Annotated in this window: 25 protein-coding genes; 11 read left to right on the top strand and 14 right to left on the bottom strand. The window is 70.9% G+C overall.

Annotation, left to right across the window (positions count from 1 at the left end):
* Positions 1-112 precede the first annotated feature (112 nt).
* Together acs and GWK16_RS08015 are read left to right on the top strand one after the other, a co-directional pair.
* Positions 113-2,044, top strand: coding sequence for an acetate--CoA ligase (acs, locus tag GWK16_RS08020; RefSeq protein WP_170053414.1), 1,932 nt, complete (start codon positions 113-115; stop codon positions 2,042-2,044).
* Between the two features lie 5 nt (positions 2,045-2,049).
* Positions 2,050-2,403: a hypothetical protein gene (locus GWK16_RS08015; protein ID WP_170053413.1), complete on the top strand. Its 354-nt coding sequence runs from the start codon at positions 2,050-2,052 to the stop codon at positions 2,401-2,403.
* A gap of 4 nt (positions 2,404-2,407) precedes the next feature.
* Here the strand turns inward: GWK16_RS08015 and GWK16_RS08010 are convergent, their stop codons facing one another.
* Positions 2,408-3,907 carry a flavin-containing monooxygenase gene (locus GWK16_RS08010; RefSeq protein ID WP_170053412.1) on the bottom strand — a complete coding sequence of 500 codons (1,500 nt, stop codon included), beginning with the start codon at positions 3,905-3,907 and terminating at the stop codon, positions 2,408-2,410.
* A 109-nt stretch (positions 3,908-4,016) separates the two neighbouring features.
* On the opposite strand from GWK16_RS08010, the gene GWK16_RS08005 reads away from it, so the two are divergent.
* Positions 4,017-5,210, top strand: a complete 1,194-nt coding sequence (locus GWK16_RS08005; protein ID WP_170053411.1) for an MFS transporter — start codon at positions 4,017-4,019, stop codon at positions 5,208-5,210.
* A 364-nt stretch (positions 5,211-5,574) separates the two neighbouring features.
* Here GWK16_RS08005 and hemW read toward each other — a convergent pair whose 3' ends face one another.
* Entirely contained in the window at positions 5,575-6,738 is a 1,164-nt protein-coding gene (hemW, locus tag GWK16_RS08000) for a radical SAM family heme chaperone HemW (RefSeq protein WP_170053410.1), read from the bottom strand.
* Positions 6,739-6,776: 38 nt separating this feature from the next.
* Between hemW and GWK16_RS07995 the strand changes: the two genes are divergently transcribed.
* Genes GWK16_RS07995 through GWK16_RS07980 form a run of 4 tightly spaced genes read left to right on the top strand, consistent with a single transcriptional unit; the run spans position 6,777 to position 8,455 of the window.
* Entirely contained in the window at positions 6,777-7,169 is a 393-nt protein-coding gene (locus GWK16_RS07995) for an MAPEG family protein (protein WP_170053409.1), read from the top strand.
* 10 nt (positions 7,170-7,179) lie between these two features.
* The gene (locus GWK16_RS07990; RefSeq protein ID WP_170053408.1) at positions 7,180-7,653 is read left to right on the top strand and encodes a YbaK/EbsC family protein; all 474 of its coding nucleotides are present in this window, start codon (positions 7,180-7,182) and stop codon (positions 7,651-7,653) included.
* Positions 7,653-8,045, top strand: coding sequence for an MAPEG family protein (locus GWK16_RS07985; RefSeq protein WP_170053407.1), 393 nt, complete (start codon positions 7,653-7,655; stop codon positions 8,043-8,045). The genes GWK16_RS07990 and GWK16_RS07985 overlap by 1 nt, the downstream gene beginning before the upstream one ends.
* A 29-nt stretch (positions 8,046-8,074) precedes the next feature.
* Complete coding sequence (locus GWK16_RS07980; protein ID WP_170053406.1) at positions 8,075-8,455, top strand: rhodanese-like domain-containing protein; 381 nt, start codon at positions 8,075-8,077, stop codon at positions 8,453-8,455.
* 42 nt (positions 8,456-8,497) lie between these two features.
* Here GWK16_RS07980 and GWK16_RS07975 read toward each other — a convergent pair whose 3' ends face one another.
* Positions 8,498-9,175: a hypothetical protein gene (locus GWK16_RS07975; RefSeq protein WP_170053405.1), complete on the bottom strand. Its 678-nt coding sequence runs from the start codon at positions 9,173-9,175 to the stop codon at positions 8,498-8,500.
* A gap of 121 nt (positions 9,176-9,296) precedes the next feature.
* Positions 9,297-9,764, bottom strand: coding sequence for a MarR family winged helix-turn-helix transcriptional regulator (locus tag GWK16_RS07970; RefSeq protein ID WP_170053404.1), 468 nt, complete (start codon positions 9,762-9,764; stop codon positions 9,297-9,299).
* A gap of 56 nt (positions 9,765-9,820) precedes the next feature.
* On the opposite strand from GWK16_RS07970, the gene GWK16_RS07965 reads away from it, so the two are divergent.
* Positions 9,821-10,972 carry a homogentisate 1,2-dioxygenase gene (locus tag GWK16_RS07965; RefSeq protein ID WP_170053403.1) on the top strand — a complete coding sequence of 384 codons (1,152 nt, stop codon included), beginning with the start codon at positions 9,821-9,823 and terminating at the stop codon, positions 10,970-10,972.
* A gap of 4 nt (positions 10,973-10,976) precedes the next feature.
* Here the strand turns inward: GWK16_RS07965 and GWK16_RS07960 are convergent, their stop codons facing one another.
* The 7 genes from GWK16_RS07960 to GWK16_RS07930 are packed head-to-tail and all read right to left on the bottom strand — an operon-like array spanning position 10,977 to position 17,233.
* On the bottom strand, positions 10,977-11,579 hold the full coding sequence (locus GWK16_RS07960) for an ABC-type transport auxiliary lipoprotein family protein (protein ID WP_170053402.1): 603 nt from the start codon (positions 11,577-11,579) through the stop codon (positions 10,977-10,979).
* A gap of 1 nt (position 11,580) precedes the next feature.
* Positions 11,581-12,630 carry an MlaD family protein gene (locus GWK16_RS07955; protein WP_170053401.1) on the bottom strand — a complete coding sequence of 350 codons (1,050 nt, stop codon included), beginning with the start codon at positions 12,628-12,630 and terminating at the stop codon, positions 11,581-11,583.
* A gap of 1 nt (position 12,631) precedes the next feature.
* Positions 12,632-13,384 (bottom strand): ATP-binding cassette domain-containing protein, encoded by a 753-nt coding sequence (locus GWK16_RS07950; RefSeq protein WP_170053400.1) that lies wholly within the window; start codon positions 13,382-13,384, stop codon positions 12,632-12,634.
* Between the two features lie 2 nt (positions 13,385-13,386).
* Positions 13,387-14,472 carry an ABC transporter permease gene (locus tag GWK16_RS07945; RefSeq protein ID WP_170053399.1) on the bottom strand — a complete coding sequence of 362 codons (1,086 nt, stop codon included), beginning with the start codon at positions 14,470-14,472 and terminating at the stop codon, positions 13,387-13,389.
* A gap of 51 nt (positions 14,473-14,523) precedes the next feature.
* On the bottom strand, positions 14,524-15,258 hold the full coding sequence (locus GWK16_RS25690; protein WP_170053398.1) for a TrmH family RNA methyltransferase: 735 nt from the start codon (positions 15,256-15,258) through the stop codon (positions 14,524-14,526).
* Positions 15,255-16,256: an Ldh family oxidoreductase gene (locus GWK16_RS07935; protein ID WP_211187189.1), complete on the bottom strand. Its 1,002-nt coding sequence runs from the start codon at positions 16,254-16,256 to the stop codon at positions 15,255-15,257. Before GWK16_RS07935 ends, GWK16_RS25690 begins: the two co-directional genes overlap by 4 nt.
* On the bottom strand, positions 16,256-17,233 hold the full coding sequence (locus GWK16_RS07930) for a Bug family tripartite tricarboxylate transporter substrate binding protein (RefSeq protein WP_170053397.1): 978 nt from the start codon (positions 17,231-17,233) through the stop codon (positions 16,256-16,258). Before GWK16_RS07930 ends, GWK16_RS07935 begins: the two co-directional genes overlap by 1 nt.
* A gap of 100 nt (positions 17,234-17,333) precedes the next feature.
* Between GWK16_RS07930 and GWK16_RS07925 the strand changes: the two genes are divergently transcribed.
* Positions 17,334-18,509, top strand: coding sequence for a M20 aminoacylase family protein (locus GWK16_RS07925; RefSeq protein WP_338144428.1), 1,176 nt, complete (start codon positions 17,334-17,336; stop codon positions 18,507-18,509).
* 108 nt (positions 18,510-18,617) lie between these two features.
* Here the strand turns inward: GWK16_RS07925 and GWK16_RS07920 are convergent, their stop codons facing one another.
* The gene (locus tag GWK16_RS07920; RefSeq protein WP_170053395.1) at positions 18,618-19,793 is read right to left on the bottom strand and encodes a UxaA family hydrolase; all 1,176 of its coding nucleotides are present in this window, start codon (positions 19,791-19,793) and stop codon (positions 18,618-18,620) included.
* Positions 19,794-19,806: 13 nt separating this feature from the next.
* A complete protein-coding gene (locus GWK16_RS07915) occupies positions 19,807-20,091 on the bottom strand; it encodes a UxaA family hydrolase (RefSeq protein WP_168041912.1) in 285 nt (94 codons plus the stop codon).
* Between the two features lie 71 nt (positions 20,092-20,162).
* On the opposite strand from GWK16_RS07915, the gene GWK16_RS07910 reads away from it, so the two are divergent.
* The gene (locus GWK16_RS07910; protein ID WP_170053394.1) at positions 20,163-20,918 is read left to right on the top strand and encodes a GntR family transcriptional regulator; all 756 of its coding nucleotides are present in this window, start codon (positions 20,163-20,165) and stop codon (positions 20,916-20,918) included.
* Between the two features lie 39 nt (positions 20,919-20,957).
* Positions 20,958-21,812, top strand: a complete 855-nt coding sequence (locus tag GWK16_RS07905) for a branched-chain amino acid aminotransferase (protein ID WP_170053393.1) — start codon at positions 20,958-20,960, stop codon at positions 21,810-21,812.
* Positions 21,813-21,901: 89 nt separating this feature from the next.
* Here the strand turns inward: GWK16_RS07905 and GWK16_RS07900 are convergent, their stop codons facing one another.
* Positions 21,902-23,164 (bottom strand): Glu/Leu/Phe/Val family dehydrogenase, encoded by a 1,263-nt coding sequence (locus GWK16_RS07900; RefSeq protein ID WP_170053392.1) that lies wholly within the window; start codon positions 23,162-23,164, stop codon positions 21,902-21,904.
* Between the last annotated feature and the right edge of the window lie 276 nt (positions 23,165-23,440).

Below are 23,440 nucleotides of genomic sequence, written 5' to 3'. Positions count from 1 at the left end.
CCGTTGCGATGCTGCATTGCGTGATTGAAACGCGCGCCGCAACGAAAGTTGACCTGAATCAAACCACTGCGCCAAATCCCCGCGCAGAGAAGACTCAGGCAGGGAGGCCGCCATGGCAGACGACATCATCGCCGTGAAACCCGAGATCGCCGCGAAGGCGCGCATCGACGCCGCCAAGCGCGCGGCGATGGTCGCGGCCGAGGCGAAGGACCCCGATGCCTTCTGGCGCGGCGAGATGACGCGCATCGCCTGGATGAAGGAACCGACGAAGATCAAGGCCGTCGACTTCAACGGCGACGTCTCGATCAAGTGGTTCGAGGATGGCGTGCTGAACGCCTCGGTCTCCTGCCTCGACCGGCACCTCGCCACGCGCGGCGACCAGGTCGCGATCATCTGGGAAGGCGACGACCCGAACAGCGACGCGAAGGTCACCTATCGCGAATTGCACGCGCGCGTCTGCAAGCTGGCGAACGCGATGCGCCGGCTCGGCGTGAAGAAGGGCGACCGCGTCTGCATCTACCTGCCGATGATCGTCGAGGCCGCGGTCGCGATGCTGGCCTGCGCGCGCGTCGGCGCGATCCATTCGATCGTCTTCGGCGGCTTTTCCCCCGACAGCCTCTCCTCCCGCATCCAGGATTCCGAGTGCACGCTGCTCATCACCGCCGATGAAGGCCGGCGCGGCGGGCGCAAGGTGCCGCTCAAGGCCAATGCCGACGAAGCGCTGCTGACCTGCCCGTCGATCCGCCACGTCGTCGTCGCGAAGAACACCGGCGGCAAGGTCGACATGATGGAAGGGCGCGACCATTGGTGGGACGCGCTGACCGAAGGCGAGGCCGCGGTCTGCGAGCCGGAGCCGATGGGCGCGGAGGATCCGCTCTTCATCCTCTACACCTCGGGGTCGACCGGAAAGCCGAAGGGCGTACTGCACACGACCGGCGGCTACATGGTCTGGGCGTCCTATACGCACCAGAACGTCTTCGACTACCGGGACGGCGAGATCTACTGGTGCACGGCCGATGTCGGCTGGGTCACCGGGCACACCTACATCGTCTACGGGCCGCTCGCGAACGGCGCGACCACGCTGATGTTCGAAGGCGTGCCGTCCTGGCCCGACAACGGTCGCTTCTGGCAGGTCTGCGCCAAGCACAAGGTCAACATCTTCTACACCGCGCCGACCGCCATCCGCGCCCTGATGCGCGACGGCGAGGGGCCGGTGAAGAAGCATGACCGCAGCACGCTGCGCATCCTCGGGTCCGTCGGCGAGCCGATCAATCCGGAAGCCTGGCTCTGGTACTATCGCGTCGTCGGCGACGAGCGCTGCCCGATCGTGGACACCTGGTGGCAGACCGAGACGGGCGGCATCCTGATCTCCCCGCTGCCGGGCGCGGTAGCGCAGAAGCCGGGCTCGGCCACGCTGCCGCTGCCGGGCGTGAAGCCGGCGCTGGTCGACAACGAGGGCAACCTGCTGGACGGCGCGACCGAGGGGAACCTGGTGCTGCTCGACAGCTGGCCCGGCCAGATGCGCACCATCTATGGCGACCATGCCCGGTTCGGTCAGACCTACTTCTCGACCTTCAAGGGCATGTACTTCACCGGCGACGGCGCGCGGCGCGACGCCGATGGCTACTACTGGATCACCGGGCGCGTGGATGACGTGATCAACGTCGCCGGCCACCGCATGGGCACGGCCGAGGTCGAATCCGCCCTCGTCGCGCACCCCGCCGTGGCGGAAGCCGCGGTCGTGGGCATGCCGCACGAGATCAAGGGCCAGGGCATCTACGCCTACGTCACGCTCAAGGCGGGCGTCGAGGCGACCGAAGTGCTTCGCAAGGAGCTCGTCGCCTGGGTCCGCAAGGAGATCGGCCCGATCGCGACCCCGGACGCCATCCAGTGGGCGCCCGGCCTGCCCAAGACGCGCTCGGGCAAGATCATGCGCCGCATCCTGCGCAAGATCGCCGCGAACGAGACGGAAGGGCTGGGGGACACCTCCACCCTCGCCGACCCGGGCGTGGTGCAGGAACTGATCGACAACAAAGTCGGCTGAGGAGCATGAGCGCCGCGCGATACAGGGACGTCTACATCGCGGGGCCCGACCTGGTGGCCCCCGTCCTGCGCGGCGCCACGCCTCCGGTGGATGGGGCGCCCTACCGCATCAGCCCCTTCTTCCCCGCTTGCGGCTGCGACGTCTTCAACGTCGTCGTGGACCGCATCCGCGGCGGCGCGCTGTGCGGCCGGCAGACGGCGACGGCCTGCTGGTGCGCGCTGGTCTCACCCTGCGAAATCGCCGGTCTGATCGACGAGGTCTATGGCGCGGAGGAGGCCGAGACCATCTCCGCGCTGCGCCGCTTCGTCGACGCGCTGCCGCGCGACTGCGCCTTCGCCCTGGTCGCGCTGGCCTTCTGATCCGTCAGCGATAGACGAAGGCCGCGTCCTCGAGGTCGATCGCCGGGATCGCGTCCTTTTCCGCCCAGTAGTCGTGCATGTGCCGCCATTCCGGCTTGTCGCCGCTGCGCGGCAGCAGGTGGTTGCCGCGGGCGACGTAGCCCGAGGAGAATTCCTCGGGGTCGAGCCACGGGCCGAGCTTCATGTCCGCATCCTCGGGCCGCAGCGCCACTTCCACGCGCCGTGCCTGGCGCGCCTCCATGTGGTTCAGCAGCCGGCAGACGAAATCCGCCACCATGTCCGCCCGCAGCGTCCAGGCCGCGCGGATGTAGCCGAACACCCAGGCGAGGTTCGGCACGCCGGTGAACATCAGCCCGCGATAGGTGACCGTGTCCCCGAACACGAGCGGCTTGCCGTCGATCGCGAAGTCGATGTCGCCGAGCACGTTGAGGTGGAAGCCCGTGGCCGTGACGATGATGTCCGCCTCGAGCGTCCGGCCCGACGTCAGCAGCAGGCCGGTCTCGGTGAAGGTCTCGATCTCGTCCGTCACCACCGAGGCCTGGCCCCGTGCGACGGCACGAAACAGGTCCGCGTCGGGGATGAAGGCCAGGCGCTGCTGCCAGGGGCGGTAGCGCGGGGTGAAATGCGTCGCGACGTCGTAGTCCTCGCCGAGATGGCGGCGGACATCGGCGAGCAGGTCCTCCTTCACCTTCTCCGGCTCGCTGTGCGTACGGTCGATGAAGCGCGCCTGCTCGAACAGGATCTTCCGCCGGACGATCTCGTGGATCCATTCCTCGTTGATGCCGAGCATCCGCAGCTCGTCGGCGATGTCGATGCCGTTGCGCCCGGTGCGGAAATAGGTCGGCGAGCGCTGCAGCATCGTCACATGCGCGGCGGTCCCGGCCATGGCCGGCACGACGGTCGCGGCCGTGGCACCGGATCCGATCACCACCACGCGCTTGCCGCGGTAGTCGAGGTCCTCCGGCCAGGTCTGCGGATGCGCGATCACGCCGCGGAAGCGGTCCATGCCGGGCCATTGCGGCGTGTAGCCTTCCTCGTGGCGGTAATAGCCCTGGCACATCCATAGGAAGTTCGCGGTGAAGCGGGCCGTCGTGCCGTCCTTGCGCTCCGCCTCGATGGTCCAGAGGTTCGTCGCGCTGTCCCAGCGCGCGGTACGGATGCGGTGGCCGTAGCGGATGAAGCGGTCGAGGCCGTTCTCCTCGATCACCTCGCCCATGTATTTCCTGATCTCCTCGGCCGTCGCGATGGGCGGTCCGACCCAGGGCTTGAACCGGTAGCCGAAGGTATAAAGGTCGCTGTCGGATCGGATGCCCGGGTAGCGATGCGTCCGCCAGGTGCCCCCGAAGCCGTCCTGCGCCTCGAGCACCAGGAAGGAGCGGCCCGGGCATTGCTCCTGCAGGTGGTAGGCGCCACCGATGCCGGAGATGCCGGCGCCGACGATCAGCACCTCGACATGCTCGGTGCCCGTCGCGTCCCGCGCCGGATGGGTCAAGGTCTCGGCCATGGTCCGTTCCCCAGGTTCGGGGGCGAGCCTATCGACCCGCGTGCGGCGCGGCAAAGCCCTGCGTCCGCGCGACTTGCCGCCCGCTTCGCTGCGGCGCAGCATTGTCGGCATGACACCCCCGCCCCCGGACCACGACGCGGCGGCGAGCCATGCCGGCATGCGCCGCGTGCTCGCCATGTACGGTCCCGCGGTCTTCGCCGGCGCGCTGGCGACCCGCGCCACCGACCCGGTGGTGGCGGAGATCGCGCACGACTTCGGAACGACCGCGGCCCATGCCGCGCTGCTCGGGACCGCCTACACGCTGCCCTTCGCCTTCGTGCAGCCCATCCTCGGCCCGGTCGCGGATGCGGTGGGGAAGCGACGGGTCGTGACCGTGTGCGTCTGCCTGCTGACGCTGATGCTCGCGGCCTCGGCGGTGGCGGGGACGCTCGGCTGGCTGATGGTGGCCCGCGCCTTCTCAGGCGCCGCGGCCGGCGGGATGATGCCGCTGACGCTCGCCATCATGGCCGATGCGGTGCCGCTGAGGGACCGCCAGGTGGCGCTGTCGCGGATGCTGATCTTCGGCATCAGCGGGCAGATCGCCGGCGGGGCGATTGCGGGGCCGGTCGCGGCGGTGGCGGGATGGCGGGGGATGCTGGTGCTCTGCACCCTCGCTGCGCTGGGCGGGGCGGTGGCGCTGATCCTGGCGAGCCGCGGCGCCACACCCGAACCGCGCACCCATTACGACCCGGTGGTGGCGGCGAAGCGTTACCGCAGCATCCTGCAGAACCCCTCGGCGATCCCGCTCTACGCGACCGTCGCGACAGAAGGCGGGCTGGTCTTCGGGTCCTTCCCCTTCCTCGCGCCGCTGCTGATCGCGCGCGGCATCGGCGGCACCACGGAGGCGGGGCTCGCCATCGGGGCCTTCGGCGTCGGTGGCCTGGGATACGCGGCTGTGGCGCGGCCGCTGCTGGGGCGGCTCGGGCCGGCCAATGTCGTGCGGCTCGGCGGCGTGCTGGGGTTCGTCGCGCTGTCCGGATTCGCGCTGGCGCCGGCGCTGTGGGTGGCCGTGGGGTCCGGCTTCCTGCTCGGGATGGCGTTCTACATGATCCACAACGCGATCCAGGTGCGGGCGACGGAACTCTCCCCGCAGTTCCGCGGCAGCGCGGTGTCGCTGCACGCCTTCTCCTTCTTCAGCGGTCAGTCGCTCGGTCCGGTGCTGTTCGGGCTGGGGGCGGCGACGGTGGGGCTCGGCGTGTCGCTGGGCATTGCGGCGGTGCTGCTGCTGGGGCTGGCGCTGCTGCTGGCGCAGCGGCCGGCGTGAGCTCTCCGAGAGGGGCGCTGCCCCTCTCGGGCTCTCCCCGCCAAAGGCCGAAGGGCCTTTGGGAACCGATACCAGGTTCCCGCGGTCCAGGGGGCCGCAGCCCCCTGGCGGGGTGGTGTGGAGGGGCGGCGCCCCTCCACGAAGCACCCGTCTGGAACAGAACGTGATTCCCTCGCCCGATTCGCATTTTCGGGCCCATTCCGAATCAAGCACTTGGTCCGAGTCGCGCGAACGAATCGCTGACTCCCCGCGCCCGAGTCGCGGAACAGCCTGAAATCAAGCACTTGTGGTGGGTCACCCGGCTTGGCCACCAGGGCGTTCGCGTTCCGTCCGCGACCCCGCCCCGAGTCGCGCCCGAGTCGCGTCAGCGCAGCAGGACGGGCAGCAGGGCGTCGAGGCGGAGGATCCCCTCCTCGGTCGCGCGCAGTCGTCCGGCCTCGGTCCAGGCCAGGTAGTCCTCGTCCAGCAGGGCGGCGAGCATCGCGGGGTCCACGGCCTCGGCGAAGGGCACACCCGACCGCGCCTCGATGCGCGCGGGGTCGATGCCTTCAGCGAGGCGCAGGCCCATCAGCAGCGCCTCCCGCGCGCGGTCGGCGGGGGCGAGCGCCTCCTCCTCCACCGCGGCATGGCCGCCGCGTTCGACGCGGGCGGCCCATTCCTCGGGCGCGCGATGGCGACGCGTCGCGATCATGCGGCCCTCCAGCAGCACGCGCTGATGCGCGCCGGCGCCGATGCCGAGGTAATCCCCGTAGCGCCAATAGGCGAGGTTGTGGCGGCTCTCCGCGCCAGGCTTCGCGTAGTTGCTGACCTCATAGGACCGCAGGCCGAAGCGGGCGGCTTCCTCGGCGGTGGCGAAGTACAGCCGCGCGGCGTCGTCGCCCTCGGGCAGGGCGAAGTCGCCGCGGCCATGCAGCGTCGCGAACTGCGTCCCGGGCTCGATGGTGAGCTGGTAGAGCGAGAGGTGATCGGCGGCGAGCGCCAGCGCCTGGCGCAGCTCCGCCCGCCAGGCGGCCTCGGCCTGGCCGGGGCGGGCGTAGATCAGGTCGAAGGACAGGCGCGGGAAGATCGCGCGCGCGGCCTCGAGCGCCGCGATCGCCTGGCCCACGTCGTGCCGGCGCCCCAGGAAGCGCAGCGCGGCCTCGTCGAGCGACTGCACGCCGAGGCTCGCGCGGTTCACCCCGGCGTCGCGGAAGGCGGCGAGGCGGCTGGTCTCGACGCTGGTGGGATTGGCCTCGAGCGTCACCTCCATGTCCGGTGCCGGATCGAACAGGCGCCGCGCATCCTCGATCAGCGCCGCGGCGGTGTCCGGGGACATCAGGGAGGGCGTGCCGCCGCCGAAGAAGATGCTGGCGAGCGGCCGGCGGCCCACGCGTGCGGCTTCGTGCGCCAGTTCGCGGCGCAGGGCGGCGCCGAAGCGTGCCTCGTCCACCCGGTCGCGGACATGGGAGTTGAAGTCGCAATACGGGCACTTGGCCAGACAGAAGGGCCAGTGGATGTAGAGGGCGAGGGGCTCGGTCACGGCGGGCATATGGCGCGCCGGGCCCGCCCTGTCGAACCGGAGGTCCCATGCCGCGCTTCGCCGCCCTCTACGCCGCCCTGCTGCTGACGGTCTTCCTGGCGCTGACCGTGCGCGTCCTGGCGCAGCGCTACCGGGCGCAGGTGGTGGCGGGAACCGGCGGGGACCGGGGGCTCGAACGTTCGGTGCGGGTCCATGCGAACTGCGCCGAATACGTGCCGGTCTTCCTCGCGGCGCTGGTCGCGGCGGAGCTCTGCGGCGCTCCGACCTGGGCGCTGCACGCGGCGGGGAGCGCGATGCTGGCCGGGCGCGTCATGCACGGCATCGGCATGTCGCGGGACCCGGACATCGTGCCGCTGCGCGCCGGCGGGATGATCCTGACGCTGGCCGCGCTCGCCGCCGTCACGCTGCTCGCCCTCGGCGGCGGGACCAGGCTGTGGTAGCGGCGGGATCATGAGCGGATCCTCTGTCGATCGGGTGCGGGCGGCGCTGCTGGCCGCCGGCCATCCGGACACCATCCAGGCCTTCCCCGAAGGCACGCGCAGCGCGGCCGACGCCGCCGCGGCGGTCGGCTGCGACGTGGCGCAGATCGCGAAATCCATCGTCTTCCGCGCCGGGCCGCGGGCGGTGCTGGTGATCGCGTCCGGCGCCAACCGCGTCGACACGTCCAAGGTCGCCGCGGCCATCGGCCAGCCCATCAAGCGCGCCGAGGGAAGCTGGGTGCGCGACACCACGGGCTTCGCGATCGGCGGCGTCTCCCCGGTCGGGCACCTCGCCCCACCCATCCTGCTGCTGGACGCCGACCTGATGGCGCTGGGGGAGGTCTGGGCGGCCGCCGGTTCACCCCAACATGTCTTCCGGACCTCGGCGGCGGAGCTGGTGCGCATGACGGGTGCGACGGTCGCGGAGGTGAAGGAAGCGGCCTGATGCCCGCGACGGCGTTGTGGGGTGCGTTGCTCGCGCCGGTCTGCCTGTGGCTGTCGCTGCGGGTGATCGGCCTGCGGCGCCGCAAACGGGTGGCCCTCGGCAGCGGCGGGGACGGGATGCTCGAACGCGCGATCCGGGCCCAGGCGAACTTTGCCGAATACGTCCCCTTCGCGCTGCTGCTGATGGCGCTGGGGGAAGCGGGCGGCGCGCCGGTCGCCGCGGTCCACCTCGCCGGCGGTCTGCTCCTGGCCGGGCGGATCGCGCATGGTGCCGGCATCGCCCGCGACCCCGAGGATGTCCGCTTCCGCGTCGCCGGCATGGCCGGGACCTTCTCGGCCATCATCGTCGCGGCGCTGGGCGCCCTGTTCGCCGGCCTGCGCGGTTGGGTCTAGACTTCCTCCATCACCAAGGAAGGAACGCCATGACGCTCACCGTCCAGCAGATGCTCGCTGCCGCGGAGGCGGTCGTGCCCCGCATCTCCGCCGAGGAGGCCAAGGGCCTGGTCGGCCGTCCGGACGTCGTGTTCCTCGACGTGCGGGAACCGAACGAGGTCGCTGCCTCGGGCAAGGTGCCGGGCGCGCTGACCATCCCGCGCGGCCTGGTGGAATTCCGCGCCGATCCGAACTCCGCCCTGCATGACGCGAATTTCGACCGGGCGAAGACCGTGGTGGCCTATTGCGCCTCGGGCGGGCGCTCGGCGCTCGTGCTCAAGACGCTGCACGACATGGGCTACGAGAACGTCCGCAACCTCGGCGGGTTCAAGGGCTGGGTCGACGCCGGTGGCCCGGTGGAGAAGATCTGAAGCTCGCGCGGGGGGCCGCAACGCGTCCCCCCGCCGCCCCCGCTACTGCAGCGGGACCGTGACGTTGGTGATCTCGCACAGGTTCACGTTGCGCCGCTCCTGCGGCTGGCCGCTGTCGTAGACGAAGCGGATGTCATACATGCACGGGCCTTCCGGCAGCCGCACCGGATAGACCGCGCCCGGCGCCACGGTGTCCGCGCCGAGACGGTCCGGGCCCCAGTTCTGGTCGGTCGTCGGCGAGGCATAGACCTCCATCACCGTCGCGCGGCCCTGGTTCACCAGGTTGAAGGACGGATTGCCGGTCGGGCCGGCCTGCTGCGGGCGCTGCTGTTGCTGCTGCGGACGCTGGCCGCCCTGCTGCTGCGCCTGCGCTCGGCTGCCGTCGAAGGCAAGCTCGGTCAGGTTGCACAGGTTGATGTTGCGGCGTTCCTCGGCCGGGCCCCCGGCGCGTTCGTAGACCACGCGCACGTCGTAGATGCAGTCGCCCTGCGGCAGGCGCACGACGAAGGACCGGCCGGCCGGAATCACGTTCTGCCCCAGCCGGTCCTGGCCCCAGTTGCTGTCCGACGCCGGGGAGGCATAGGCCTCGTAGATCGTGCGGTTGCTGCGGTTCACCAGGTTGAAGGACGGGTCGCCGGTCTGCGCCTGCGCCGCGGCGGACAGACCGCCCCAGGCCAGGACGGCCGCCGTCGCGGCGGTCAGGAAGCGTCGCATGAACATCGGGCTCTCCCCCTTCTAGATGGCGGGCGGAGCGCCCGTCGGGTCGCCCGCAGGCTAGCCGAGGCATGCGTACCTCGCCAACGTTGCGGCCGTGCGGGCTGTGATCCCGATGCGAAGCGCTTCAGTCCGGTCCGTCGCCCGGGCCGGCGCCCATCACGGTTGCGCGACGGGCGATCGCGTGCAGGGCATCCTCCAGCGCCTCCCGCGTGCCGGGCGGCAGCGTGGCGAAGAGCTCGGCTTCCAGCGCGCGGGCGCGCGGGACGATGGCATCGAGGATACGCCGCCCCGCGGCACTCAACGCCAACGGATCGAGCCGCCGGTCGCCGCGATGCGCGACATGGCGGATCAGGCCCCGCGCCTCGAGCCCCGCCACCGCGCGGCTGACCTTCGCCTTGTCCATGCCTGTCCGCGCACGCACCGCCGAGGCCGTCGCCGTGCCATCCGCCCCGAGCACGGCGATCACCCGCCATTCCGCGATGGTCAGGCCGAATTCTTCCGCATAGCGCCGCGCGAACAGCCGCGAGACGAGGTTCGACGTGACCGAAAGCCGGTAGGGGAGGAACGCGTCGAGATCGAAGGCGGTTGACATTGGTTTCACTTGAAACCATCTTCCGCGCGAAGTCCAGCCCCGGAGGAATCGCCGCGATGACGCGCCAGTACATTCCCTTCCCGCGGAGCGAGGGCCTTTCCTCGAAGCAGGCGCATGCGGACCTGCCCGACAGCACCTTCGAGCGCGAGATGGGCAAGGAAGGTTTCTTCGGCCCGGCGACGCACATGTATCACCGGCATCCGCCGACCGGCTGGACGTCCTGGCAGGGCCCGCTGCGCCCGCGTGCCTTCGACCTGGTGAAGATCAACGCCGCGCAGCCGAGCCCCTGGGACGCCGCCGAGATCCTGTTCAACGCCCATGTCCGGCTGCGCTTCTGGCGCGCGCCGGCGAAGATGGATCACTTGGCGCGCAACGGGGACGGCGACGAATTGCTGTTCATCCACCAGGGCGCGGGCGACCTGTTCTGCGACTACGGCCGCCTGCCCTTCCGCGCCGGCGACTACATCGTGCTGCCGCGATCGACCATGTGGCGCATGGAATGCAGCGCGCCGGTCACCGCCCTGCTGATCGAGGCGACGGGATCGACCTACCAGCTGCCGGACCGCGGCATGGTCGGCAAGCACGCCGTCTTCGACCCCGCGGTGCTGGAAACGCCGAAGCTCGACGAGGCCTTCCGCGACCAGGCGAACGGGCAGGAATGGGCGGTGCGGATCAAGCGGCGCAATGCGCTCTCGACCGTGACCTATCCGTTCAATCCGCTCGACGCGGTGGGCTGGCACGGGGACCTCTCGCCGGTGAAGCTGAACGTCGCTGACATCCGCCCGCTGATGTCCCACCGCTACCACCTGCCCCCGAGCGCCCACACGACCTTCGTCGCCAACCGCTTCGTGATCTGCACCTTCTGCCCGCGGCCCTTCGAGACCGATCCCGGCGCGCTGAAGGTGCCCTTCTTCCACAACAACGACGATTACGACGAGGTGCTGTTCTACCACGCGGGGGACTTCTTCAGTCGCGACAACATCCATGCCGGGATGATGACGCTGCACCCCTGCGGCTTCACCCATGGCCCGCATCCCAAGGCGCTGGGCAATGCCTTCACGCCGAAGAAGCCGGCGACGGACGAATATGCGGTGATGCTCGACACGCGCGACGCGCTCGAGATCGGGGAGGCCGCGAGCGCCGTCGAATGGGGCGACTACGCCTATTCCTGGAAGGCCGCCCCGGCACCCGCCAAGGCGGCCGAGTAGCGCTTCAGGCGAAGCGCGCCAGCGCCTGTTCGAGCGAGGCGAGGGCGTTGCCCAGCGCCGCGCTCATCGCCGAGGCCGCCTGTTCCGGCGTCGGCGGGCTGGTGCCGGAGGCCAACGGCGCCGTGCCGCTGCTGACGAGCTGACCGACGAGGTTGCCGCCGGCGCGGTCGTCGACCAGCAGCAGGGTCAGCTCGGCGCGCGCGACGCCTTCGCCCTGCATCGCGGCCAGCGCGGTCAGTTCGCCTTCCAGCGTGAAGTCCGGCGCGACGCGCGATCCTGGCGCGAGAATGCCGGCGAACAGCCGGGAATCGATCAGCCAGCGGCGCAGCGACTGCTCCGCGGCCTCGGCCGGCGGCGCCGCCCATTCGGCATAGAAGTCGAGGCTCTCCGTCCCATCGGGGCGGATCGTGCGCAGGTTGCGCGTCTCGAGCCCCGCGCCGGCGCGGATGGTGCGCACCAACAGCGTCCGGCGCGCGCGGCCGGTGCGCGGCAGGCCGGGCCGGCGGGGCTCCAGCGGGAAGCGCAACGTGTCGATATAGGGCCGGTCCGGCAGGACCGAACAGGCCGCGAGCAGCGGCGCGACCAGGAGGGTGCGGCGAAGGGCCATGTCAGCGGCGATCCCGGGGCGGAGGTGGCGGCGGTGCGCCGAAGAGCGACTGCGAGGGGCTGCGGCGCAGCGCCTCGGCGGTGTCGCGCAGGCTCGCGACCGTCGCGCGGAGGTCGCGCAGCAGCGGGCCAAGGTCGGCCTGCGCGTCGGTGGTCGTGCCGCGGACGCTGCGCAGCGCCAGTTCGAGCGTCTGGATCACCGCCGGCAGCCGCGCGATCGACGTCCGCAGGTCGGCCGCGGCCTGGCCGATGCTCTCGACCGTGCGGGCCATCTCCGGCCCGCCGATCAGGGTCTGGGCCGAATCCCCCGCCGCGGCAACGCGATCGGCGGCGCGGCGGATGTCGGCGATGGTCTCGGACAGGGCTGCGCCCTGGATGGCTTCCCGCAGGACCGTCATCGTCGCCGCGGCCTCGCGCAGGGTGGTGGCGAGGTCGCCCTGCCCGCCCACCTGGTCGCGGAAGTCGTTGATCAGGGCGGTCGCGGAATCGATCAGCGCGCGCAGGTCGAGGTCGGCGAGCTGCGTCATCAGCCGCTCCGCAGCGCTCGTCACCTGCGTGATCGTCGAGGGCACGGACGGGATCACCGGATAGCGCGGGGTCCAGGGCACCTCGATCGGCGGGGCCGCTGCGGGGTCGCGCACGAAATCCACCTCGAGATAGGCCAGGCCTGTCACGCCGGAGGAAGCGACGCGCACACGCAGGCCGGCGCGGACCGCGCTTTCGACCGACGCATCCCCGTAGCGCTGGGGGTCGACCGCGAAACGCACCAGCACCAGCCGCGAGGCCGGGTCGTCCGCCCCGCGCATCGAGGCGCTGTAGACCACCGAGACGAGGCCGAGTTCCGTCACGCGCCCCACCGGCACGCCGCGGAAGCGCACGGGCGCGCCGACATCGAGGCCGGCGATGGATTCGCGGATGTAGGTCTCGAAGGTCATCTGCTGGCCGCGCAGCGCCCCGGAGGTGAGGAACAGCACGAAGCCGACCGCCAGGCCGATGCCGACCAGCACCAGCGCCCCGACGCGGAAATAGAGCGAACGCCCGGATTGCGGCATGTCAGGCGGCCTCTCGCCGGAAGAAGGCGCGCACCGTGGGGTGGGTGCTGTCCTCGCGCAGACGTTTCGGGTCGCCTTCGGCGATCATGCCCTGCGCCTCCTTGTCGAGCATGATGCAGCGGTCGCCGATCGCCAGGATGGACTGGAGTTCGTGCGTCACCACGACGAAGGTGGTGCCGGTCTCGCGCGCGATCTCGACGATCAACTTGTCGAGACCGGCCGAGGTGATGGGATCGAGCCCTGCCGACGGTTCGTCGAGGAAGAGCAGCGGCGGGTCGAGCGCCATGGCCCGCGCGATGCCCGCGCGCTTCGCCATGCCGCCCGAGATCTCGGCGGGGAGTCGCCCCGCGGCATCGCCGAGGCCGACCAGACCGAGCTTGGCCCGCGCGAGCATCGACCGCGCCGGGCGTGGCAGGCCTGTATGCTCCTCGATCGGCAGTTCCACGTTCTCGGTCAGGGTCATGCTCCCGAACAGGGCGCCGGACTGCCACATCACGCCGATGCGCCGCAACAGCGCGCGCCGCGCCTCGTCACCCGCGGCGGCGATCTCCTCGCCCAGCAGCCAGGCGCGGCCGGCCGCGAGCGGCACCAGGCCGATCAACGTCTTGAGCAGCGTCGACTTGCCGCAGCCGGATCCGCCGAGGATGACGAAGATCTCGCCCCGGCGCACGTCGAAGGTCACGTCCTTGAAGACGGTGCGGGCGCCGAAGCGGACCGAGAGGCCCTCGGCGCGGATGACCGGTTCCTCGGCCACGCTCAGATTCCCAGCCGGAAGAACAGCACGGCGAAGACGCCGTCCATGGCGACGATGGCGACGATGCCGCCCACCACCGCCGCAGTCGCCGCATCGCCGACCGCCCGCGGCCCGCGGCCCGCGGACAGCCCGGCGCGGCAGCCGATGCCCGCGATCACCAGGCCGAAGCAGGCCGCCTTGAACAGGCCGCCGACCAGGTCCTTCAGCGTCAGCCATTGCTGCAGCTGGGATTCCACCGCCGCCCAGGGGTAGCCGAGCGTGCTCATGATCAGCGTCATGCCCGCGAGGCCCGCGAGGTTCATCAGCAGCGCCAGCACGGGCATCGAGATCGTCGCGGCGACCAGCCGCGGCAGCACCAGCATGGCGGTCGCGTCGATGCCCATGATCTTCAGCGCGTCCACCTCCTCGTTCACCGTCATGGTGCCGAGTTCCGCCGCGAAGGCCGATCCGGTGCGCCCGGCCAGGACGACGCCGGCGAGCAGCGGGCCGAGTTCGCGCAGCAGGGAGATGCCGACCAGGTTGGGCACGAAGACCTCCGCGCCGAAGCGGCGCAGCGGGATCGAGGACTGGTAGGCCAGGATGACGCCGATCAGGAAGCCCAGGAGCAGCGTCAGCGGGAAGGCGCGCGTGCCGACCTCGTCGAGGTGCCGCAGCACGTCCGACCAGCGCAGCAACCGCGGCCTGGCCAGCACGCGCAGGGTGGTGATGATCGCTTCCCCCAGGAAGTCGATACCCGCGCGCGCATCCCGGAGCCGATTGACCGTGGCCCGGCCGATGGAACTGATGGGGTGGTAGGGCGGCGGCGGCCCGGGCGGGGGCGCGGCCGCGAGCGCCTTGCGGGTGCGCTCGATCACCGCGCGCACCGGCTCGGACCCGCCGCGCAGCTCGGCCTCGGGCGCGATGGCCAGCAGCAGCACGGCCCCGGCGGAATCGACGCTTTCGACACCGGCGATGTCGAAGGCGGTCACCGCGGGATCGGGCGCGCGCGGCCACAAGAGCGCGGCCGTCGCCGTATCCAGCCGGCCGGAAACGGCCAGCACCGCTCCGCCGTCCTGCGCCTCGATCCGTGCGTCCGCGCCTGCGGCCATGCCATCCATGCCGTCGATTGGACCGGTCGGGCCTGTCACGGCAAGTGAATTTCAGCCCGCAAGCGCATGGATCAGGACCGCCGCGGCGACCGAAACGTTCAGGCTCTCGACCGGACCGGCGGCGGGCAGCGTCACGCGCAGGGCGCAGGCGGCCACCGCGGCGGGGGACAGGCCGTCCTCCTCATTGCCCAGGACGAGCGCCACCGGGGCGCCGCGGGGCAGGGCGGCCGGGGGCACGCCCCCGCGCGGCACCGCCGCGACGGTCAGGACGGCCGGAGCCAACGCCCGCAGGGCCAAGGGCAGGTCGGCGGCAACGAACAGGTCCAGCGCCTCGAGCCCGCCTTCCGAGGTGCGGAAGGCCGCATCCGACAGCCCCGCCTGGCGCGGATCGCCCGACAGCACCAGGGCCCGGCAGCCGAAGAAGGCGGCCGATCGGGCGATGGCACCGAGGTTATGGGGATTGCCGATGCCATCGAGGACCGGCGTCACGCGCGCGGCGCGCAGCGCCTCGGGCGGGTTGCGGGGATCCAGCGCGGGCACCGCCCGCGGCAGGGCCAGCGCGACGATCCCACCGTGATGCTGCGTGCCGGCGATGCGCGCGAGATCCGCCGGCTGCACTTCCCGATAGGGCCGGCGCAGCCGGGCGAGGACGGCGCAATGCGGCCCCGCCTCGCGTCGCCGCTCGGCCACGTAGAAGAAGCGCATCACGTCCTGCGGCCGCCGCGCGAAGACGGCGGCGACCGCGGCGGGGCCGCAATGACGGTCGAGGTCGGCGGCCCGGGTCACGCGGCGGCGAGAGCCTTCAGGCGCTGGTGCAGCGCGTCGGGGATCTCGATGCCCTCCGTGGCCGCACGGGCCGACAGCGCATCGCGCCGGCTGCCCGGCAGGCGCACGCCTTCCTCGGCGGTCATGGCGCCGAGGAAGGCCTCCATGCGCTGCGCGAAGACGTCGGCGCCGGCGAGCGCGCCGGGATCGACCACCAGCAGCGCCTGGCCGAGACGCGGGCGGTTGCCTTCGTCCTCGAAGAAGGAATCCGCCTCGAAGCCGAAGGCTGCGCCCGTCATCGCGACGCAGAGCAGTTCCACCACCATCGCGAGCAGCGCCCCTTTGGTGCCGCCCATCGCCAGCATCGCGCCCGACAGCGCGGCCTTGGCGTCGGTGGTCGGGCGGCCCTCGGCGTCGAGCGCCCAGCCCTCGGGGATCGGACGACCTTCCTTGGCGGCGACCATGATCTTGCCGCGCGCGACCTCGGACAGCGCCATGTCGATCACGATCGGCGGTGCGCCGCGACGCGGGAAGGCCGCGGCCACCGGGTTGGTGCCCATCAGCGGACGCCGCCCGCCCGGCACCGGCATCGCCGCGGGCGAATTGGTGAAGGCGAGCGCGACCAGGCCCTGGTCCGCCAGCCGCGCCACCGGCAGGCCCATCGCCCCCGAATGGTGGGAATTCGTGACGCCGGCGAAGGCGACGCCATGCGCCCGCGCGCGCCATGCGGCCTCGCGCTCCGCCAGCGCAAGCGCCGGATAGGCAAGGCCGTGCCGCGCATCGACCAGCACCGCACCGCCGCGCTCATTGACGATGCGCGGCATCGCGGCGCCGTCGGCGCGGCCGTTCTTCAGGAAGGCCGCGTACTGCGGCACGCGGGACAGGCCGTGGCCCGCCTGGCCCGCGGCCTCGGCGGCGGCGAGCGCACGCGCCGTCGCCGCCGCCATCTCGGGCGAAGCCCCCGCGCCAGCCAGTGCGGCGCGGGCGAGGGATTCCGCTTCGGTGAGTGACAGTCGCATCAGTCCGCGCGCAGCCCCGCGTCCTGGATCAGCCGCGCCCAGCGCGCGGTCTCCTCCGCCACATAGGCGACGGAGCGCGCCCGGTCCCAGGCCTCGACCGTGAAGCCGCCCTCGCGCGCCTTGCGGGAGACCTCGGGGTCGCGGATCGCGGCGAGCGTATCCGTCTCGATCTTCCCCAGCAGCGGGGCCGGCACGGCGGCAGGCAGCATCATGGCGGTCCAGTTCGTCATCTCGAGCGCGGGCTGGCCCGCCTCCTTCACCGTCGGAACGTCCGGCACCAGGGGATGCCGGGTGGCGGAGGTGATGGCAAGGGGGCGCAGCCGCCCGCCCTGGATCTGCGCGATGCATTCCGGCAGGTTCGAGACCATGAAGTCGAGATTGCCCGCCGCGAGGTCGGTCACGGAAGGTGCCCCGCCGCGATAGGGGACGTGCGTGATGTTGTCGCCCGCCTGCGCGACGCCACGCACGAGTTCGAGCCCCAGATGCGGCGGCGACCCGTTGCCCGAGGATCCCGCGTTCAGCCGCTGCGTGCGCGCAAGCGCGATCAGGTCCGCGAGGCTGCGCGCCGGGCTCTTCTCCGCATTCACCACCACGACGAGCGGCAGCGAGCCGAGCACCGAGACCGTCGTGAGGTCGCGGCGGAAGTCGAAGGGCGCGTGCGGGAACAGCGTCGCGTTCACCGTGTGCGTCATGGTGATGGCGAGCAGGGTGTGGCCATCGGGCGCGCTTTTCGCCACCGCATCGGCACCGATCAGGGCATTGCCGCCGGCGCGGTTCTCGATGACCACCGGCTTGCCCCAGATCTCGGACAGCTTCTGCCCGACCAGGCGCGCCATGATGTCGGTGAGCCCCCCGGGCGGAAAGGGCACGATGTAGCGGACGGTGCGGTCGGGAAAGCCTGCCTGGGCGCGCGCGACCGCAGGCGCGAACAGCGCCGCCGCGGGAATGCCGGCCAGGATCGTACGACGTTGGACCATATTCGTGTTCCTCCTGTTGATCTTGTTGGCAGGAACCGTAGCCCAGGACCCTTGCCGCGCCCTATAGGGACGCTTTCACCATGACAGAATGGAGAAACGCGTGACCGCAGTGGACCGGATCCGCGACTGGCTGGACGAATTCACCGCCTGGCGGCGCGACTTCCATGCCCATCCCGAACTCGGCTTCGAGGAGGTGCGTACCAGCGCCCTCGTCGCCGAGCGCCTGGCCTCCTGGGGCATCGAGGTGCATCGCAGCGTCGGCAGGACCGGCGTCGTCGGCGTGCTGCGCAACGGCAACGGCCAGGGCCGCATCGGCCTGCGCGCGGACATGGACGCGCTGCCGATGCCCGAGGCGAACACCTTCGCCCACCGTTCCACCATCGAGGGCAAGATGCATGGCTGCGGCCATGACGGGCACACCACCATCCTGCTCGCCGCGGCGCGCTACCTCGCGGAGACGAAGAATTTCGACGGCACCGTCCACTTCATCTTCCAGCCGGCCGAGGAAGGCCGCGGCGGCGCCCAGGCGATGCTGGCCGACGGGCTGTTCGAGCGCTTCCCCTGCGACGCCGTCTATGGCCTGCACAACCGCCCGGGCCTGCCGGTCGGGCAGTTCGCGATCCGCCCGGGGCCGGTGATGGCCGGCGCTGTGTTCTTCGACATCGTGGTGCAGGGCCGCGGCGGGCACGGCGCACGGCCGGAAGCGACGGTGGATCCGGTGATCGCCGGCGCGCAGATCGTCTCGGCGCTGCAGACCATCGTGTCGCGCAACGTCGGCGCGCTCGATTCCGCGGTGATCAGCGTGACCGGCTTCACGGCGGGCGAGGCCTACAACGTCATCCCCGACCGTGTCGCGCTGAAGGGCACGGTGCGCGCCTTCCGCGTCGAGACGATGCGCGTGCTCGAGGAACGGATGCGCGCCGTCGCGCAATCCGTCGCCGCCGGCTTCGGCGCGACCGCCGAGGTGACCTGGCGCGAGATCGCCGCGCCGACCATCAACACGCCCGAGGAAGCGACCGCGATGGCCGACGCCGCGGCCGCGCTGGTCGGCGAGCCGCATGTCGAGCGCAACCGCTCCCCGGTCATGGGTAGCGAGGACTTCGCCTACATGCTGCTCGAGAAGCCCGGCGCCTACATCCATGTCGGCAACGGCACGGGCGATGCGGGCGGCTGCGACGTGCACAACCCGCATTACGACTTCAACGACGCGGCGATCCCCTATGGCGCGGGGATGCTGGCGACGCTGGTGGAGCAGAAGCTGGCACGCGTCGGCTGAGACGGATCGAAGGGGGCCTTGCCTCCTTCGAACATACCCGGTTTCCAAAGGCCTTTCGGCCTTTGCGGGGGAGGTCCGGAGAGGGGCGACGCCCCTCCCCGGCACGGGTCAGGCGCTTTCGTACAGGCGCGTGAGGCTGTATTCGCGGTGGCCGAGGATCTCGGCCGCCGTGTGCTGCCCGTCCGCGGTGCGGATGATGCAGTCGAGCAGCGCCTCGCCCGCGTCATCCATGTTCATCTTCCGCTGCAGGATGCCGGTCACGTCGACGTCGATGTGCTCGGACATGGTCCGCATCGTGCGCGGGTTCGCGGTCAGCTTGATGACCGGCAGGATCGGGTTGCCGATCACGTTGCCCTGGCCGGTCGGGAAGGTGTGCACCGCGAAGCCCGAGGCGGCGCAGAGCGTCACCATCTCCGCCGCGGCGGACGACGAATCCATGAACCACAGGCCCGGATGCGTCGGCTCCTCGGCCTTGTCGAGCACGCCGTCGACCGTGCACTTCTTGCCGATCTTCTGGATGTTGCCGAGCGCCTTCTCCTCGATGGTGGTCAGGCCACCCTCGATGTTGCCCTTGGTCGGCTGGCTCTCGGACAGGTCGGAGGTCTTGTTGGCCTCGACCACCGCCTGGTAGCGGTCGAACATCCGCATGAACTGGTCGCGGATCTCGGGCGTCTTGCAGCGCGCCGCGACCAGGTGCTCGCCGCCGGTGAGTTCCGTCGTCTCGCCGAAGACCAGCGTGTTGCCGTTCTCCCAGAGCTTGTCGAAGGAATTGCCGACGGTCGGGCAGGACGCGAGGCCCGAGGTGGTGTCGGACTCGCCGCACTTGGTCGAGACCCAGAGGTCCTGCAGCGGTGCGCGCGTCTTCTTGAGCGCGGTGGCGTACTTCACCATGCGGTAGGCGGCGCGGGAGGCGTTGGCGATGGTCGCGATGTCGCCGTTCTGCTCGATGGCGAAGTATTCGACCGGCTTGCCGGTCTTGGCGATCCCCTCGGCGACCTTGCCGGCCCAGCCGAGCTCGATGCCGATCACCACGACCGCGGCGACGTTCGGGTTGCAGCCGGTGCCGATGATGGTGCGGAAGTGCAGGTCGAGGTCGGCGCCGAACTGCAGGCGCCCGTAGGCGTGCGGGATGGCGATGCAGCCCTGGATGTTGCGCGCCACGCCCTCGGCCGCGGCGTTGGAGATGTCGTCCACCGGCAGGATCAGGACGTGGTTGCGCACGCCCATGCGGCCGTTGTCGCGGCGCCAGCCTTCGAAGGAGGCGTTCTTGAGGTCGATGCCCATCGTCGCGGCTCCCTTACCAGCGCTTCGTCTTGACGTTGTGCACGTGCAGGTGCTCGCCCGCGCCGATGTCCTTCACCGCGCGCCCGATGTCGACGCCATACTTGATGATGGTGTCGCCGTTGCCGATCCCCTTGATCGCCAGCTTGTGGCCGATCGGGATGTCGTTCTTCGCGTCGAACTCGATCAGCTTGTCCTGGTCCATGATCCAGCCGGTGAGCTTCGTGCCCGCCTTCAGGCCCTCGACCACCACCACGCCGACGGAATCGCCTTCGTCGTGGACGACGAAATGGATCGTCATCGTTCTCTCCCTATCCATTGGGTGGCGGGAGGCTAGGCCGCGCTTGACCCTCGGTCAACTAGATGAGTTATATGACTGCCGTGAACGCGGAACCGCCCCTCTGGCGCCTGATCCGGGATTCGCTCGAAGCGGCGCTGGCCGCCGGCGAGTACCCGGCCGGCACGCCCCTGCCGTCCGAGGCGAAGCTCGCCGCGCGCTTCGGCTGCGCCATCGGCACGGTACGCCGCGCGGTGGACGAGCTGGTGGCCGCCCGCGCCCTGGTGCGCCGGCAGGGCAAGGGCACCTTCGTGCCCGACATCGACGCGATGGCGCGCCCGCTGCGCGACGGCCCCGACCGCACCGCCTTCTACTTCTTCCATATCCGCGCCGAGGGCGGGGCGCGCCTGCTGCCCGAGACGGAACTGCTCGACTTCCGCGCCTCGGTCCCCTGCCCGGCCTGGATCGCGCCGCATCTCGGCCTCGCGCCGCGCGCGCCGATGATCGTCGCGCGCAACCTCCAGCGCATCGGCAAGCGGCCGGTGGTGCTCGACGAATTGTGGCTGCCGAAGGTCCTGTTCCCCGGCCTCGACCGCGCCGCCTTCGCGGGGCGTGAGGGCACGGTCTACGGTCTGTACCAGAAGGGCTTCGGGCATTCGGTGATCCGCACCGACGAACGGCTCCGGGCCGTGGCGGCGCCGGCCGAGGTCGCCGCCGCCTTCGGCCTGGCGCCAGGCGCACCGGTGCTGCGGATCCAGCGCATCGCGCTCGCGATCGGGGACCGGCCGGTGGAAATGCGCATCTCCCATGCGGACACGCGGGAGCATGAATACTTCAACACCCTCGCCTGACGTGGCACAGACACTGGGCTGACAGGGGAGAAAGCCACCATGGCCGGCGTCTACTGGTACGATGGAACCTGGTCGACCGAGGAGCCGAAGGTGCTCGGCCCGATGGACCACGCCTTCTGGCTGGGTTCGGTCATCTTCGACGGGGGGCGGGCCATCAAGGGCTGGGCGCCGGACCTCGACCGCCACTGCGCCCGCGCCGTGGCCTCGGCCAAGGCGATGCTGATGAAGCCGACCAAGACGCCCGCCGAGATCGAGGCGCTGTGCCGCGAGGGCATCCGCCGCATGGGCCCCGAGGCGGAACTCTACGTCCGCCCCATGTTCTTCATCCGCAAGGGCCTCGGCGCCGCGCGCCCCGATCCGGACAGCACCGACTTCATCCTCGCGATCTACGACAGCCCGATCCCGAAATGGGCCGGCTTCTCGGCCGTGATGGCGCCCTTCCGCCGCCCGACGCCGGAAATGGCGCCGACCGACGCCAAGGCCGCCTGCCTCTATCCGAATGGTGCGCGGGCCTCGGCCTATGCGGCGACCCGGGGCGCGGACAATGCGGTGATGTGCGACGCCTTCGGCCATGTCGCCGAATTCGCCAGCGCGAATCTCTGGTTCGCCAAGGACGGCAAGGTCGTCACGCCGGCGGTGAACCACACCTTCCTCAACGGCATCACCCGCCAGCGCATCATCGGCCTGTTCAAGGACGCCGGCGTGACGGTCGAGGAACGCACGGTGAAGCCGGCGGAACTCGACACGGCGGACGAGATCTTCTCGACCGGCAACTACGCCAAGGTGCAGCCCTGCACCCGCTACAATGGCCGCGACATGCAGATCGGCCGTTTCGCGACGCAGGCGCGCGAGATGTACTGGCGCTGGATGGAAGCGCAGCCGAAGGTCGCCTGACGCGGGGCGGTCGGGGCAGGAAACCCTGCCCGACCCCTTCGCATCCGATGCACGCCAGCGCCGGGGAGGGAGCTTCCCTCGTCCCGGCGTCAGCCCGCGAAGAACTGTTGCGTGCCGTGCGCCTCGATGGCGGCGGCCAGGCGCTTCAGGGCGTGGATATAGGCGGCGGTGCGCACCGAGACGTGCTTCTCCCGCGCGATCGCCCAGATGCGCGCGCCCTCCCGCTCCATCACCGACCGCAGCCGCTCCTGGATCTCCTCGAGCGTCCAGTAGTAGCCCTGCCGGTTCTGCACCCACTCGAAGTAGGAGACCGTGACGCCGCCGGCATTCGCGAGGATGTCGGGCAGCACCACGGTGCCCCGCGCCTCGAGGATGCGGTCGGCCTCCGGCGTCACCGGACCGTTGGCGAGCTCGAGAACCACCTTCGCCCGCACCGACCCCGCGTTGCCGCCATGGATCATGTCCTCGAGCGCGGCCGGGACCAGAAGGTCGCATGCCGCGCCGATCACCTCCGCATCCGTGACCGCGGCGACGCCGGGCCCGGTCAGCGCGGTCACCGGCTGGCCTTCGGCCTTCAGCGCGATCAGCGCAGCGACGTCGAGGCCCGCCTCGCAGGCCACCGCGCCACGGGAGTCCGAGACCGCCACGATGCGGTGCCCATCGGCGGCGAGGAGTTCCGCGATGAATTGCCCGGCATTGCCGAAGCCTTGCACCGCGACGCGCATCCCGGCCCCGAGACCGAGATCCGCCGCCAGCCGGTTCACGAGGTAGTAGCCGCCACGCGCCGTCGCGTCGTTGCGGCCGAGCGAGCCACCGAGCGCGATCGGCTTGCCCGTGATCACGGCCGGCACGGGCTCGCCGCGGATGGAGGCGTATTCGTCCGCCATCCAGCCCATGATCATGGCGTTGGTGTAGACATCCGGGGCCGGAATGTCGCGATCCGGCCCGATCACCTTGGAGAAGGCCTGCACGTAGGCACGGGAGAGCCGTTCGAGCTCCGCCCGGGACAGGCTGCGCGGATCGAGCCGCACCGCGCCCTTCCCCCCGCCATACGGCAGATCCATCACCGCGCACTTCATGGTCATCCAGAAGGCGAGGGTCTCGACCTCCTCGGCCGAGGCGTCGGGGTGGAAGCGGATGCCGCCCTTGGTCGGACCGCGCGTGTCGTCGTAGCGGCAGCGCCAGGCGATGAAGGATTTGCGGGACCCGTCATCCATGCGGATCATCAGCCGGACCTTGGTCATCTCGCGCGCGTATTTCAGGCGTTCGATGACGTCCGGGTCGATCTGGATATGGCGAGCAGCTTCGTCGAGGCGCGACAGCGCCCCGCCGAGGAGGTGGCCGTCAAGCATATGTGCGGGTTCCCTGGCGTATTCGTGGGCAGTCGACGTGATTGTTTTCGAGTGAGAGCCCGCCCAGATACGCATCCATCGCCGTCGAGGGCAATGGCGGGTACAGGACAGCGCGCCGTCCCTCTCGTCCCCGCACTCCGTCAGGCGCCGCGAGTCTTCCGAAGATCGGGCGTGACGCAACGACACCGGGACGAGTTCCACGGCGCCGTGCACCAATACTCCGCTTGCAGCGGCCTTTCGGCCATGGCGGGGATCCGGAGAGGGCAGGCGCCTCTC

Source organism: Neoroseomonas marina (assembly GCF_012927745.1).
GTDB classification, from domain to species: domain Bacteria; phylum Pseudomonadota; class Alphaproteobacteria; order Acetobacterales; family Acetobacteraceae; genus Neoroseomonas; species Neoroseomonas marina.
Note: the sequence above shows the minus strand (reverse complement) of the source record. Positions and strands in the feature narration are given on the sequence as shown.

Excerpts from the sequence above, each read along its gene's own strand:
- acs (WP_170053414.1), top strand. The coding sequence starts at position 113 with ATGGCAGACGACATCATCGCCGTGAAACCCGAGATCGCCGCGAAGGCG.
- GWK16_RS08015 (WP_170053413.1), top strand. The coding sequence starts at position 2,050 with ATGAGCGCCGCGCGATACAGGGACGTCTACATCGCGGGGCCCGACCTG.
- GWK16_RS08010 (WP_170053412.1), bottom strand. The coding sequence starts at position 3,907 with ATGGCCGAGACCTTGACCCATCCGGCGCGGGACGCGACGGGCACCGAG.
- GWK16_RS08005 (WP_170053411.1), top strand. The coding sequence starts at position 4,017 with ATGACACCCCCGCCCCCGGACCACGACGCGGCGGCGAGCCATGCCGGC.
- hemW (WP_170053410.1), bottom strand. The coding sequence starts at position 6,738 with ATGCCCGCCGTGACCGAGCCCCTCGCCCTCTACATCCACTGGCCCTTC.
- GWK16_RS07995 (WP_170053409.1), top strand. The coding sequence starts at position 6,777 with ATGCCGCGCTTCGCCGCCCTCTACGCCGCCCTGCTGCTGACGGTCTTC.
- GWK16_RS07990 (WP_170053408.1), top strand. The coding sequence starts at position 7,180 with ATGAGCGGATCCTCTGTCGATCGGGTGCGGGCGGCGCTGCTGGCCGCC.
- GWK16_RS07985 (WP_170053407.1), top strand. The coding sequence starts at position 7,653 with ATGCCCGCGACGGCGTTGTGGGGTGCGTTGCTCGCGCCGGTCTGCCTG.
- GWK16_RS07980 (WP_170053406.1), top strand. The coding sequence starts at position 8,075 with ATGACGCTCACCGTCCAGCAGATGCTCGCTGCCGCGGAGGCGGTCGTG.
- GWK16_RS07975 (WP_170053405.1), bottom strand. The coding sequence starts at position 9,175 with ATGTTCATGCGACGCTTCCTGACCGCCGCGACGGCGGCCGTCCTGGCC.
- GWK16_RS07970 (WP_170053404.1), bottom strand. The coding sequence starts at position 9,764 with ATGTCAACCGCCTTCGATCTCGACGCGTTCCTCCCCTACCGGCTTTCG.
- GWK16_RS07965 (WP_170053403.1), top strand. The coding sequence starts at position 9,821 with ATGACGCGCCAGTACATTCCCTTCCCGCGGAGCGAGGGCCTTTCCTCG.
- GWK16_RS07960 (WP_170053402.1), bottom strand. The coding sequence starts at position 11,579 with ATGGCCCTTCGCCGCACCCTCCTGGTCGCGCCGCTGCTCGCGGCCTGT.
- GWK16_RS07955 (WP_170053401.1), bottom strand. The coding sequence starts at position 12,630 with ATGCCGCAATCCGGGCGTTCGCTCTATTTCCGCGTCGGGGCGCTGGTG.
- GWK16_RS07945 (WP_170053399.1), bottom strand. The coding sequence starts at position 14,472 with ATGGCCGCAGGCGCGGACGCACGGATCGAGGCGCAGGACGGCGGAGCG.
- GWK16_RS07935 (WP_211187189.1), bottom strand. The coding sequence starts at position 16,256 with ATGCGACTGTCACTCACCGAAGCGGAATCCCTCGCCCGCGCCGCACTG.
- GWK16_RS07930 (WP_170053397.1), bottom strand. The coding sequence starts at position 17,233 with ATGGTCCAACGTCGTACGATCCTGGCCGGCATTCCCGCGGCGGCGCTG.
- GWK16_RS07920 (WP_170053395.1), bottom strand. The coding sequence starts at position 19,793 with ATGGGCATCGACCTCAAGAACGCCTCCTTCGAAGGCTGGCGCCGCGAC.
- GWK16_RS07915 (WP_168041912.1), bottom strand. The coding sequence starts at position 20,091 with ATGACGATCCATTTCGTCGTCCACGACGAAGGCGATTCCGTCGGCGTG.
- GWK16_RS07910 (WP_170053394.1), top strand. The coding sequence starts at position 20,163 with ATGACTGCCGTGAACGCGGAACCGCCCCTCTGGCGCCTGATCCGGGAT.
- GWK16_RS07905 (WP_170053393.1), top strand. The coding sequence starts at position 20,958 with ATGGCCGGCGTCTACTGGTACGATGGAACCTGGTCGACCGAGGAGCCG.
- GWK16_RS07900 (WP_170053392.1), bottom strand. The coding sequence starts at position 23,164 with ATGCTTGACGGCCACCTCCTCGGCGGGGCGCTGTCGCGCCTCGACGAA.